This window comes from Kribbella sp. NPDC023972 (genome assembly GCF_040639075.1).
Taxonomy (GTDB): Bacteria; Actinomycetota; Actinomycetes; order Propionibacteriales; family Kribbellaceae; genus Kribbella.
Genome location: NZ_JBEZZH010000002.1, coordinates 310932 through 324440, shown reverse-complemented (window position 1 = coordinate 324440; position 13509 = coordinate 310932). Strand labels below are relative to the sequence as shown.

Here is a 13509-nt window from a genome sequence, read left to right as displayed (position 1 = left end):
CCCCCTGCTGCCAGGCTAGGACTGCAAGAGCCTCCCGACCAGAGCTGGACCCTCGGTCAGGTCGATGGAGCGATCCAGCAACAAAGCGGTGAGGGACAGGGAGAGGTCCTGGTCGGGTTGCAGGGCCAAGGCGCTTTCCCAGGCCAGGGCCGGGCCGGCGCCTACGTAGTCGGTGGAGCGGAGGAACCATGGACGCACGCCGTCAGGTTGGACGAGCAGCAAGGTGGTGACGGTGTCGCCGTGTTGCTGGACAAAGGCGAGCCAAGGGCTCAGGGAGCCGTACGCCGCGTCGGTGCCCTCACCGGCTTCACTCAGTACGACGGTGTTCTCGGCGGAAGGCAGTCGCCAGAAGATGCCGCCGTACCCGGCGCCTGGACGCCCCGCCGTGGCCGGGCTGTCGATGCGGATGGGGCCGTAGCGGGCGGTGAGGACGCTGCGCCAGTCGAGACGCCAGCCGCCCTCTGCCAGCGAGCCGCTCAGACGCCTTTGCTCCACCAGCTGCGGACGGCCTTGTTCGTCGTACCAGGTGATGTCGTCGGTGAGCGAGCTGCCCGGGCCTTCGTCGACGGTGACACCACGGCTGCGTTGCTGGCCGTGGTTGGTCAGCAGGGTCGGACCGCGGCCGGGGAGGAACGTGCGACCGCCCCAGTGCGACGTTCCGTTGACTCCGGCAACAGCCAGCGAGACGCCGTAGTGATGCCGGTGGTCAACCGGGCTCACTTCGGTCAACGGGCTGCCACCGAGGGTGCGGACCGGGTGCAGGTAAGGCCGCGGCGAATGCACCTGTGGCATCCGGCGACCGAACTCGTAATGTGCGAGAAGCCCGGACTCGGACCCCAGTACGAAGATGTCCCCCTGCTGCTGCCAGCGAACCGGCCCGAGCCGCCCTCGTGGCGCATCCCCTTGCAACCGGGTCGGTTGCGGAACCGGCCCGGTGCTCGCCCGCAGCGCCAGCCGCAGATCCGGTACGCCGTCCACGTCCACGTCCGTTCCGGCGATCTCGGCGTACAACCGCCGCCAGGCCAGCTCGCCCATCCCCTGCTGCGGCACCCGCACGGTCGTCAGCGACGGTACGGCGAACCGGGACAACCCGATGTCGTCCATCCCGGCCACCGACAGATCGGCGGGTACGGCGACGCCGACCTCGTTGAGCCGGGCCAGCAGCCCGAACGCGACCAGATCGTTGAACGCGACAACGGCCGTGACATGGGACTCCAGCACCCGCTCGACCGCGGCGTACCCGTCCTCGATCGAGGAACCGCACGCCAGCCGGACGATCTCCAGCCCGGGGATCTCGCGCTCGGCGATCTCCAGCGACCGCAGGCGGTCCACGTTCGACGCACTTCCGACCGGACCGGCCAGGTAGGCGAGCCGCCGATGCCCGAGGCCGGCCAGATGGTCCACCACGATCCGCACTGCCTTGCCGAAATCGACCCCGACCGAGGCGACGTCGGACGGTCCTTGGCGGTTGACCAGGATCACCGGCTTCACCTCCGGCAGCAGTTCGAGCAGGCGGTCCTCGGCCAGCCGCGGCGACACCAGGATGAGCGCGTCGCACCGGCGCCGGGCCTCGATCGCGATCTCGGCCTCGGCCAGCGGGTCCTCGTCCGTCTCCGCGACCAGGACCCGGTAGCCGGCCGCGGCCGAGGCGTTCGTGATCCCGCGCATGATCTGCTGGAACAGCGGGTTGCCGAGATCCGGCACGACCAGCGCGACCATGTTCGTGCGGCCGAGGGACAGGTTGCGGGCCAGGTCGCTGGGCCGGTAGTTGAGCCGGTCGGCGGCGGCCCGGACGCGTTCGGCGATCTCCGGTGCGACGGTGACGCGGCCGTTCATCACCCGCGACACGGTCGCCCGCGACACCTCCGCCGCGCGGGCGACGTCGGCGATCGTGATCGAGTCCTTCGGTGTCCTGCCCATCACGCCGTCTCTCGTTCGGTGACCCGGACGGGACCGAACACGGCCCCGCCACCGTCCATCGTGCCTTGTGGCGCCGCGGCGAACAGGCCCACCTCGGCCCCGATCCACCGTCCTTCGACGGCCTGGAAGCGGCCGGCGTCGACCCATTCACCGCGAACCCGATAGGAGAACCGCACCATCGCGTCCTCATCGACGTCGGCGGCCAACTCGACGTACGCCGTCTCCAGCGGAGCCTGATGCAGGACGTCCTCGTCCGGGGTGCCGCGCTGTCGCAGTACGACGTCCACTCCGGCCGGCGTGCGATGAAGGCCGATCCACGCATAGGACTGACCGAGTACGACGAGACCCGCACGAGCGCCCGGGCCGCCGCCGTCGAGCCGGACCGAGGTCTCGAACCGACGGGGTCGCCCGGGCAGCTGCTGCCCGAGCACCTGGGGAAGGTTCCGCAGGTCGCCGTCGTCGTCCGGGAGCACGGCCAACCGCAACGAGCCGTCCTTCGGGGCGTCGTACCAGTCCGGCCGCGGGTTCGCCTGCCAGTGCCAGATCGGCGACAGCTCCGGCCCGTCGAAGAGATCGGTCCGATTCGGCTCACCGTCGACGAGCTCGCCGTCGCCGTACCGCAGTACCGGCTCGCCCTCGTTGCCGATGACGGGCCAGCCGTCCACCCACTTCATCGGTTGCAGGTGTACGACCCGGCCGGCCGGACCGCGATCGGAGAAGTGCAGGAACCAGTCCTCCCCGTCCGGCGTGTCCACCCACGCACCTTGATGCGGCCCGTTGACCGGCGTCGACCCCTGCGCCAGTACGACGCGATCCTCGTACGGACCGTACGGCGACCGGGCCCGGAACGCGGACTGCCACCCGGTCGTCACCCCACCGGCCGGCGCGAAGATCCAGTAGAACCCGTCGCGCTGGTAGAACTTCGGTCCTTCGAGCGTCGTGTACCCGGGCAACTGGTCGCCGTCGATCACCGTGCGGGCCGGCCCGATCACCCGATCCAGCTCCGGGGAAACCTCACGAACGGTCAGCCGGTTCTTGATTCCGGCCCGGCTCTTCGCCCAGCCGTGCACGAGATAGCAACGGCCGTCGTCGTCCCACAGCGGGCATGGATCGATCAGGCCGCGCCCGGCCAGCAAGAGCCGCGGCTCCGACCAGGCACCCACGGGGTCGGTGGCGCTGAGCACGAAGATGCCGTGATCCGGGTCGGGGTAGACGATCCAGAACCGGCCGTCGTGGTGGCGGATGCTCGGCGCCCAGACGCCGCCGCCGTGCCGCGGGATCCGGTAGTGCTCGACCGGCGGCACCGTCTCGAGGGCGTGGCCGACGAGCGTCCAGGAGACCAGGTCGCGCGAGTGCAGGACCGGCAGCCCGGGCGCCCGGTTGAAGCTCGACGCGATCATCCAGTAGTCGTCGCCGACCCGGATCGCGTCCGGATCCGGCCAGTCCGCGTCGAGCACCGGATTGGCGTACGCAATCCGCACCGGACTGACCGACCCGCTCCGCACCTGGTTCGCACGGTTGGCATCCACACGCCTCACCCTCCCGATCGGACCCCACCTTGGAAACCGCCTTCCGAACCCTATTGCGAGCCCGGTGCGCTGTGTTACTTTCTCACGAAGAAACCGGTTTCTCAAACTGTTCCGGCGTGGAGAGAAGGACAAGATGAGGCGCACAGGGTGGCTGCGGGCCACCGCGGTCGCAGCGGCGGCCGTGGTCACGATCGCGGGCTGTGCCGGCCCGACGAGCGGCGGCGGCTCGGAGGCCGCGAGCAACCCCGACGACTGGGGTGAGGCGAAGGGCACGGTCCAGTTCTGGGACACCAACGCCAATCCGGCGCTGACCAAGAAGTGGGAGAAGCTGATCGGCGAGTTCAACGCCGCCAATCCCGACATCAAGGTCGAGTACGTCGGCCTGCCCAACTCGTCGTACCTGCAGAAGGTCGACAACGCGCTGGCCTCCGGCGAGATCCCGGACGTCCTGCTGATCGGCAACGACGTCGCCCACCTGATCGCACAGAACGCGCTGGTGTCACTCGACGACGCGTACGAGAAGTCCGGGCTGACCAGCAAGGTCGACCCGACCATGATCGCCAACGAGCGGCGCAACTCCGCCGACGCCAAGCTCTACAAGGCGCCGCTGAGCGCGCTGTCCGACGTGATCTGGTACCGGACCGACTGGCTGAAGCAGAAGGGCCTGGCCGAGCCGAAGTCGTACGACGAGTTCTTCGCGATCACCCGGCAGATGACCGAGAAGGACAAGAACCGGTTCGGGTTCGCGTTCCGTGGCGGGCCGGGCGCGATGCCGCCGATGTTCGCGATGACGTACGGGCAGTCGGGGATCGGGAAGTTCTTCACCGACGACGGCAAGGCGACGTTCAACGACCCGGAGTCGGTCAAGGCGCTCGAGCGGTACGCCGGCCTGTACGGCACGGTCAGCGCACCGGCCGACCTGTCCAACGACTACGCCAAGATCGTCGCCGCGTTCGACGGCGGATCGGCCTGGGCCACACACCACAACCTCGGCTCGACCCAGGACCACTTCAAGGCCCTCGGCCCGGCGAACGTGGCCGGCGTGCAGCCGTTCCCGAACGCCGACGGCGTCGTCACCGCGACCGCGCCGGCCATCTCCGGCCTCGGCATCCTCGCGAAGAGCGAGAAGAAGGCCGCGGCGTGGAAGTTCGTCGAGTACATGAGTACGACGGCCAACTCGGAGTGGTGCGAGACGGTCGGCCAGGTGCCGGCCAACACCGAGGCCGCGAAGGCGTCATGGGTGCAGCAGTCGCAGCCGCTGAAGGCGATCGTCGAGACGTCGAAGAACCCGAAGACCCAATACCTGCAGCTGCCGACGTACCTGCCGGACTGGAGCAAGATCCTCAAGACCGAGATGGAAGCCGACTTCCAGAAGGTGCTCCAGAAGCAGCTCACCGCGCAGGCATTCGCCGACAAGTACGCGGCCCGCTTCGAAGCCGCCAAGAAGGAGTACGACGACTCCCTCAAGACAGGCAAGTAAGCCCACAGCCTGTCAGCTATCCCAGAAACCGGTTTCTCTCTGCTGAGGAGCTTTCGCATGCCGCCCACCCTGCGCACCACCACGTTCCTACTGGCCACGGCACTTCTCGGTCTTGTGCCGGTGCCGTCCGCGGTCGCCCAGCAATCCACAACAACAACTACACAAAGTGCCGATCCGGCTCGGCAGACGCTCCCGCCTGGTGACGGGTGGGCGTCGGTTGGGGCTGGAACGACGGGCGGGTCGGCAGCCGGGCGCGTCGTACAGGTTCGGACGGCGGCTGAGTTCAGGGCGGCTGTGGGTGGGGACGAGCCGAAGATCGTGCAGGTTGTCGGGAGGCTCGACGCGAACACGACGGACAACGGGCGACCGATCAGCTGTGCGGAGTACAACGTCGCGCCGTACACGTTGGAGAACTACCTGCGGACCTACGACCCGGCGCAGTGGACGGGGCCGGCGAGCGGGCCGATGGAAGACGCCCGTAAGGCCTCGTCCGCCAAGCAGGCCGAGCGGGTCCGGGTGAACATCGGGGCCAACACCACCGTGATCGGTCTCAGCGACGCGCAGTTGGTCGGATTCACGATCAACATCGAGTCGGTCGACAACGTGATTGTCCGCAATCTGCGGATTTCCGACGCGTACGACTGCTTCCCGGGCTGGAACGGCGAGACCTGGAAGACCGAGTGGGACAACGTGGTGGTCAGCCGGTCGACCCACGTCTGGCTGGATCACCTGACCCTCGACGACGGCGAGACCGTCGACACCGAGCAGCCGAAGTACTTCGGCGAACCGTTCCTCCGCCACGACGGTCTGCTCGACGTGGTCCGCCAGGCCGACCTGGTCACGATCTCCTGGAACAAACTCAAGGGTCACGACAAGTCGTTGCTGTGGGGCAACGGCGACGGTGTCGTCGCGGACCGTGGCAAGCTCCGCGTGACCATGCACCACAACGAGCTCACCGACCTGGTCCAGCGCGCCCCGCGGGTCCGGTTCGGCCAGGCACATGTCTACAACAACCTCTACCGGGTCACGGATCCGGGCCGCTACGAGTACTCCTGGGGTGTCGGCGTCGAGTCGTCGATCATTGCCCGCAGCAACTGGTTCGAAGGTGTCAGTCCCGACCGCATCATCCACGACTGGGGCGGCACCGGCATCACCGAATCCGGTAACTGGGTCAACCGCCGGCCGACCGCCGTACTCGAGGCCTACAACGCCGTACACCCGGATGACCAACTCTTGCCGACGGTGTCCGGAAGCTCCGGCCCGCACCTGCGCATCGATCCCGCGCCAAGCGTCCCCGCCCTCGTCGGCGCATGGGCAGGTGCGGGCCGGCTCGACCAGGAGAAGCAACTCCTGCACCTGATGAACGCCCCGGCCACCACGACCGCCGACGGCCCGGTGTGGTCGGCGAAGGCGACCGGCATGGCGTCGATCCCGACGACCGAGCTCCCCAACGGCACCACCGGCGGCCTCGGCGGACGGATCGTCGTCGCGGACACGGCCGAGAAGCTGACCCAGTACGCCGGAAGCGCCGAGCCACTGGTGATCGTCGTCCGCGGCAGCCTGCGGATCCCGTTCGGCACCCAGATCCCGGTCGCCTCGCACAAGACGATCATCGGCGCCGGCACCGTGGCCGAACTGGTCGGCGGCGGCCTGTTCCTGAACGGCACCCACAACGTCATCGTCCGCAACCTGCGGATCCGCGACTCCTACGTCCCCGGCGACTGGGACGGGAAGTCGGCCGAGAACGACAACGACGGTATCCGGCTCGACACCGCACATCATGTGTGGATCGACCACGTCACGTTCGAGCGGCTCGGCGACGGCCTGGTCGACGTACGCAAGGACTCCGACTACGTGACGCTGTCGTGGAACGTCTTCAGCGCGCACAACAAGACGGTCGGCGTCGGCTGGACCCCGAACGTGGTCACCAAGATCACCCTGCACCACAACTGGTTCTCGAACACCTACCAGCGCAACGCGAGTATCGACAACGTCGAGGCCGCGCACGTCTACAACAACTGGTTCCGCGGCTTCGGCCAGTACGGCACGATGTCCCGCGGCGCCGCCAAGGTAGTGGCCGAGAGCAACTACTACTCCGACGGCGAGGACCCGGTCGTCGCCAAGGACCCGGCGTCGCAGATTGTCAACAAGAACAATGTCTTCAACGGCACCCGCGGCCGCCGCGACAACGTCGGTACGGCGTTCGACCCGGCGACGTACTACTCCTCGACCCCGGACGCCGCGAGCAAGATCCCGGAACTGATCGGCAAGTACGCCGGACCGACGACCAAGCCACGGACCTACGGCCACACGGTCACCGTCGCACTCGACGGCACCGGCGACTTCGGCAGCATCGGTGCGGCCGTGGCGACGGTAGGAGGACAGGGCACGCCGGTCACGATCATCGTGAAACCCGGGATCTACCGCGAGGTCGTCCGGATCTGGGCGTTCCAGGACAACCTGACCCTTCGCGGCGCGACCGGCAACCCGGCGGACGTCGTACTGACCTATGACCTCGCCGCCGGCCAGCAGAAGTTCTATGGCGGCACCTTCGGCCACACCGGCTCGGCCACGCTCGGCATCCTCGGCGACGACGTCACGGTCGAGAACCTCACCGTCGAGAACGGCTGGGACGAGCAGGCGAACTTCCCGAGCCAGGCGATCGCGCTGCGCACCGCCGGCGACCGCATCCGCCTCGACAACGTGCGCGTGCTCGGCAACCAGGACACGCTGCTGCTCGACACCCCGAGCCGCGAGGCGATCGTCCGTACCTGGATCACCGACTCGCTCATCCAGGGCGACGTCGACTTCATCTACGGCCGCGGCACGGCGGTGATCACCGACAGCACGATCAAGTCGGTGAACCGCGGCCAGGCGGTCAACGGGTACGTGACCGCGGCAGCGACCGTCGACACGAACCCGCACGGCTACCTGATCGAACACAGCCGCTTCGAGTCCGACGCCGCGGCCGGCACGGTGTTCCTCGGCCGCCCGTGGCATCCCAGTGGCGATCCCGGCGCCGACCCGCGCGTCGTCGTGCGGGACTCGTGGCTGGGCGCCCACATCGGTACGCCGGCCTGGACGGACATGAGCGGCTGGTCGTGGCGGGACGCGCGGTTCGCCGAGTACCGCAACACCGGCCCGGGCGCCGCGACCGGTGACGGGCGGCCCCAACTCACGCCCGAAGAGGCGGCCGCCGCCAACCGATCCGCCTGGCTGGCCGGGTCGGACGGGTGGAACCCGGTCGACCGCGACTGACCCCGTAGCCACAACAAGGAGAATCCACGATGGCAGTTCTGCAGGCCGATCCGGCGCCGCCGGACGAACTGGTCCGGCGGCGACCGCGGGAGCGCTGGACGCCGTACGCCTTGCTGGCACCGACACTGGTGCTCGTCGCGATCTTCCTGCTGTACCCCATCGGCAGTGTCGTGTACTACTCGCTGTTCAAGTACAACGTCACCAAGCCGCGCAGCAACGGCTTCATCGGCCTCGAGAACTACCAGAACATGCTCAATGACCAGATGTTCTGGGACTCGTTGCGCTTCACCACCCAGTGGGTCGTCGTCGAGGTCGGGCTCCAGTTGGTCCTGGGGCTCGGCCTGGCCCTCGTCATCAACGAGACCTTCGTGGGCAGGAGCCTGGCCCGGTCGCTGGTGTTCTCGCCATGGGCGGTCGCGGGCGTGCTCACCACGACGATCTGGCTGCTCATCTACAGCCCGACCACCGGCTTCTCCCGCTACCTCGCCGATATCGGCATCGGCAGCTACGGCGAGAGTCCGTTGATCGACGGGACCTCGGCGTTCTGGGCCGCCGTACTCGCGGAACTGTGGCGGGGTGTGCCGTTCTTCGCGATCCTGCTGCTCGCCGATCTGCAGACGATCTCGCAGGATCTCTACGAGGCCGCGGAGGTGGACGGCGCCGGCCGGCTGCAACGATTCTGGTCGGTCACGTTGCCGCACCTCAAGAACGCCATCATCTTGTCGACGCTGCTCCGGGCGGTGTGGGAGTTCAACAACGTCGACCTGCTCTACACGCTGACCGGCGGCGGCCCCGGCAACGCGACGATGACGTTGCCGCTGTACGTCGCCCGGATGGCGGTCGACGCGAAGGAGTTCGGCTACGGCTCCGCGCTCACCGTGTCCGCGTTCCTGATCCTGGCAATCTTCTCGATCGCCTACCTCAAACTCTCCCGCGTCGGCCGAGAGGACAACAAATGACCGTGCACATTGCCGCGCTGCCGCGCGGCGGGTCATGGGGCTTTGACTCCCGCCCTTCCCTCGTCGCTCCAGTCGCTGCGCTCCCTGCGCTCCTCAGTCCAGGCCGGGAGGCCCCATGACCACCGTTCTCGAAGCACCGACCAGACGACCGACTGCTGTCGATCGTCGGCAATCCGAGCGTAAGAATCCCAACAATCGGCAAGCACCGCGGTGGATGATCTATGCGCCGCTCGCGTTGTATCTGCTCTTCACGCTCGTGCCGTTCTACTGGATCCTGCTGTTCAGCCTCCGGCCGGCCGGGTCCACGTCCGTGGTGCCGTGGCCGATCACCTTCGAGCACTACGCGACCGTCTGGAACGGCGCCGGTTTCGCGGTGTTCTTCAAGAACTCCGTCGTGATCGCGCTGTTCACCCTCTTCGGTACGACGGTGCTGTCGCTGCTCGGCGGTTACGCACTGGCCCGGTTCCGGTTCCGCGGCCGGGGTGCGTTCATGGTGATGACGTTGTGCACGCAGTTCATCCCGGGCGCGATGATGCTGATCCCGCTGTTCGACATCTTCCGCACCATCGGGCTGATCAACACCCCGTGGAGCATCGTCGTCGCGGACACCGTGTTCGGGTTGCCGCTCTCGCTGATCATGATGGCCGGCTTCATCCGGAACGTCCCGATCGAGCTGGAGGAGGCGGCCTGGGTGGACGGGTGCGGCCGGCTGCGCGGGTTCCTCACCGTCGTCCTGCCGTTGCTGCGGCCCGGCATGGTGGCGATCAGCTCGTTCGCCTTCATCGGCTCGTGGAACAACTTCCTCTTCGCGCTGATGTTCCTGAACGACCAGGACCAGTTCACCATCCCGGTCGGGCTGAGCTACATGCTCGGCGAGTACAGCGTCGACTTCGGCGCGCTGGCGGCGGGTGGCGTGGTGGCCGTCGTACCGGTTGTGCTTGTCTTCGCCTATGTGCAGAAGTTCCTGGTCCAGGGTCTGTCGGCGGGAGCGGTGAAGGGTTGAGACCGAGTGCGTTGGGTGGTTATGAGGACTGGCCGGACTTCGTTCGCGATGCTTCACCGCTGACTGGGGACGAGCTCACCACTCGCGTTGCCGGGTTGCTCGGCGTGCCGGAGCCTGGGGAGCCTCCGGCCGTGCGGATTGTCGACAATTGGCAATCCGACGGCGTCCGCGGAAGTGTGCTCGAGTGGAACACCCCGTTCGGCCCGCCGACGCGGGCGTGGCTGGTGCGGCCGGTTGATGGTGCGCCGGCGCCCGGCCTGCTCGGGCTGCATTGCCATGCGGGCGTGAAGTCGGTCGGCGCCGAGCGGCTGGTCGAGACGCCAGTACCGAGCGCCGGCGCGGCCCGGCTTCGTCAGGACCTCTACGAAGGAAGGGCCGTCGCCAACGAACTGGCCCGCGCGGGTTTCGTCGTACTGTGCCACGACACCTTCGCCTGGGGATCGCGCCGCTTCGGGCTCGATCCGTTGCCGTGGCGACTGCGTGACGTGATGGCGACGTACGAGGCGGCCTGGCTGGCGGCGGATCACTCCCCTGGCGACGACGAGTGGTACGACGTCGCGGCCGGCCACCACGAGAACACGATCGCCAAGGCGGCCGGGCTGCTCGGCACGTCCTTCGCCGGGATGGTCGCGTACGACGACCTGGTCGCGCTCAGCGTGCTGCGCGGGCTCGACGAGGTGGACGCGGACCGGGTCGGCGTCTTCGGCTTCTCCGGCGGCGGTGGCCGCTCGGCGACCCTCACCGCCCTCGATCCGGACCTCAAGGCCTCGGCGATCGTCTGCATGATGACCACGTTCGACGCCATGATGCCGGCGTACTTCGACGCACACTCCTGGCTGTTCACCACCCCAGGCCTGGCCCGCGACCTCGACCACCCGTCCCTCACCGCAGGCCGCGCCCGCCACCACCAATTCGTCATCTACGCCGAGGACGACAACCTCTTCCCACCGCAAGGCATGCTCACCGCCGACCGCGAGCTCACCGAGCACTTCCACTACGGCACCGGCACCTACCAAGCCCTCTTTCTGCCCGGACCTCACCGCTTCGACCACGAGATGCAGACCGCGGTCAAAACCTTCTTCGCGAATCACCTGGCCGTGGAGTGAGAATGGGCCGACGACAATCCGGGAGGAACTCTTGAGCAAGCTCTCGCACCCGAAGCCCGAAGGTGTTGCGCCGGGCAACGGGTACAGCCATGTGGTGACCGGGCCGGGGCAGTGGGTGGCGATTGCCGGGCAGGTGGCCTTGGATGCTGACGGCAACTTTGTGGGCAGAGGTGATCCTGCCGCGCAGGCGCGGCAGGTGTTCGCCAACCTGGACGCCTGTCTGAAGGCAGCAGGTGCGACCTTCGCCGATGTGGTGAAGCTGAACTTCTACGTCACCGACATCGCGTACTTGCCGGCCATCCGGGCTGCCCGGGACGAGTACGTCGACACCAGCAACCCGCCCGCAAGCACAGCGGTCCAGGTGGTCGCGCTGTTCAGCCCGGACGCCCTCCTCGAAGTCGAGGCGTACGCGATCATCTGACCCAACCGCCCCCACCAAACCGGTCAGCGGAGGAGATCCACCGCGACCCGGGCGGCTTCGCCGATGGCGGCGTCGACGCGGGGTTGGCGGAAGTCGCCGCGGGCGGCGAGGGTGTAGACGGCGATGGCGAAGGCGGCGCCGCCGGGCAGTGTCACCACACCGACCTCATGGCGCAGTGCTCCGAAGGTCCCGGTCTTCCCCGCGACGCGTACGCCGTCGTGCGGGAAGCCGGAGGCCATCCGGTGCTGGAAGAGCTGCCGATGCATCGTCGCCTTCACGAACTCGGTCTGCTCGGCCGACAGCAACTCCCCCGCCCACAACCGCCGCAGCAGCAGCGTCATGTCGCGTGGAGTGCTCGCTGACCCGTTCGCCGCCTCGTAGACACCCGCGGGATCAGTGCGGTCGTTGTCGGCCAGTACGGCGAGCGCCGCATCCGGATCGTCCAGCCCGGTACGCCGTTGCAGATCGCGCAGGTTCCCCGCGGTCCCCCGACGCACCCAGGTCCGTTGCAAGCCGAAGGACTTCAGCAGCTCGGCCAGCCGGGGCAACCCGACCAGCCCCAGCAAGGCATCGGCCGAGGCGTTGTCCGACACCGTCATCATCGACACCGCCAGATCCCGCAGCGACATCGTGACCGGATCCGCCAGCGCCGACAGCCCGGTCGGCCCGGCCGTTCGCTCCGCCGGATCCAAGGTCAGCTGCGCCCGCGGATCGAGCTCCCCTAGATCCACCAGCCGACAGAACCCGGCCAGCAACGGCAGTTTGTAGACCGACGCCATCGGCACGACGCCGTCCGCGTCCACCTCGACCGTCGCCTCGGGCGCATCCAGCGCGACCGCATGCAGCCAGCCGCGCACGCCAGCGTCCTCGAAGACCGCTCGAATCCGCGCGTTCACGACACCACCAACGCGTCCGTCAGGTGCGCCATCACGTCGGCCGGCCGCAGGAACGGCGTACGCGTCCTGGACCACACCAGCCGCAAACGCACCGGCAGCGGATCGTCGATCAGACGATGCCGACCGACTCCCGGCGCCGCCAGCGAGGGATCGGCGGTCACCACCGTCGCCTGGCCCGCCGCCGCCATCGCCAAACCGGCTCGCTCGTCAGTCACCACGACCGTGCCGCCATCAGGCCGATGCACCGCCAACGTGTCCAGGAACAGATCACGAGCCGCGGGCGCCTCGGCCCGCGGGCGAACGGCCACCGGCAGCCCACCCAGCTGCCGCAGCTTGACCTCACCGCCGTCATCCGGCACCACCGAAGTCGGCACCAACGCCCACGTCGGCAACAACGTGACCTGGCCCGCCTCGAGTCCATCCAGTACGGCGGGATGCAGTACGACGGCTAGAGTCAGGCGGCCCGCGGACACCTGACCGACCAGCGAACTGGTCGGCGCGGACACCACGGTCACCCGGCTCCCCGGGATCGCCGCCCCACACGCCGCGGCCACCGACGCACCGGCGGACGGCGGAACCTCCGGAGCCAGCCCGAGCCGGATCTCCGGCCCTTCCGGATCACGCGCGACCGCGGCCTGATGCAGCTCCTCGATCGAGGTCAGCGCACGCCGGGCGTACGGCAGCAACGCCGCGCCCGCCGGCGTCAGCTCGACCCGGCCCTGCCCGCGCTCGAACAGCTTCGCCCCGACCAGCGCCTCCAGCCGCCGGAGCCCCTGGGACAGCGGCGGCTGGGTGATGCCGACCGCCCGGGCGGCGTCCCCGAAGTGCTGCTCCTCCGCCAGCGCGATGAAGATCTGCAGGTGCCGCTCAGTCAGCATGACCCAGCTGACCTGCGGCGATATCTCCGGGCAATCGGATCATGCGTAAGAGCATATTC

10 protein-coding genes are annotated in these 13509 nt (G+C 68.3%); 6 read left to right on the top strand and 4 right to left on the bottom strand.

The features are described from left to right. Positions 1-15 precede the first annotated feature (15 nt). The gene (locus AB0F43_RS10700) at positions 16-1920 is read right to left on the bottom strand and encodes a DUF6807 family protein (protein WP_360473616.1); all 1905 of its coding nucleotides are present in this window, start codon (positions 1918-1920) and stop codon (positions 16-18) included. Continuing rightward, positions 1920-3449, bottom strand: a complete 1530-nt coding sequence (locus tag AB0F43_RS10695; protein ID WP_360473614.1) for a family 43 glycosylhydrolase — start codon at positions 3447-3449, stop codon at positions 1920-1922. Before AB0F43_RS10695 ends, AB0F43_RS10700 begins: the two co-directional genes overlap by 1 nt. A gap of 133 nt (positions 3450-3582) precedes the next feature. Between AB0F43_RS10695 and AB0F43_RS10690 the strand changes: the two genes are divergently transcribed. From AB0F43_RS10690 to AB0F43_RS10665, 6 genes are all read left to right on the top strand, one after another. Then, positions 3583-4929, top strand: a complete 1347-nt coding sequence (locus AB0F43_RS10690) for a sugar ABC transporter substrate-binding protein (protein ID WP_360473612.1) — start codon at positions 3583-3585, stop codon at positions 4927-4929. Positions 4930-4986: 57 nt separating this feature from the next. Then, the gene (locus AB0F43_RS10685; protein ID WP_360473610.1) at positions 4987-8187 is read left to right on the top strand and encodes a pectinesterase family protein; all 3201 of its coding nucleotides are present in this window, start codon (positions 4987-4989) and stop codon (positions 8185-8187) included. 29 nt (positions 8188-8216) lie between these two features. Continuing rightward, on the top strand, positions 8217-9146 hold the full coding sequence (locus AB0F43_RS10680; RefSeq protein ID WP_360473609.1) for a sugar ABC transporter permease: 930 nt from the start codon (positions 8217-8219) through the stop codon (positions 9144-9146). Positions 9147-9360: 214 nt separating this feature from the next. Further along, the gene (locus tag AB0F43_RS10675; protein WP_360473607.1) at positions 9361-10149 is read left to right on the top strand and encodes a carbohydrate ABC transporter permease; all 789 of its coding nucleotides are present in this window, start codon (positions 9361-9363) and stop codon (positions 10147-10149) included. Between the two features lie 131 nt (positions 10150-10280). Continuing rightward, the gene (locus AB0F43_RS10670) at positions 10281-11255 is read left to right on the top strand and encodes a hypothetical protein (protein ID WP_360473605.1); all 975 of its coding nucleotides are present in this window, start codon (positions 10281-10283) and stop codon (positions 11253-11255) included. Positions 11256-11286: 31 nt separating this feature from the next. Next, positions 11287-11676 (top strand): RidA family protein, encoded by a 390-nt coding sequence (locus tag AB0F43_RS10665; RefSeq protein WP_360473603.1) that lies wholly within the window; start codon positions 11287-11289, stop codon positions 11674-11676. Between the two features lie 23 nt (positions 11677-11699). On the opposite strand, the gene AB0F43_RS10660 is transcribed toward AB0F43_RS10665, so the two are convergent. Further along, positions 11700-12572, bottom strand: coding sequence for a serine hydrolase (locus AB0F43_RS10660; protein ID WP_360473601.1), 873 nt, complete (start codon positions 12570-12572; stop codon positions 11700-11702). Continuing rightward, positions 12569-13450, bottom strand: a complete 882-nt coding sequence (locus AB0F43_RS10655) for a LysR family transcriptional regulator (RefSeq protein WP_360473600.1) — start codon at positions 13448-13450, stop codon at positions 12569-12571. The genes AB0F43_RS10660 and AB0F43_RS10655 overlap by 4 nt, the downstream gene beginning before the upstream one ends. Between the last annotated feature and the right edge of the window lie 59 nt (positions 13451-13509).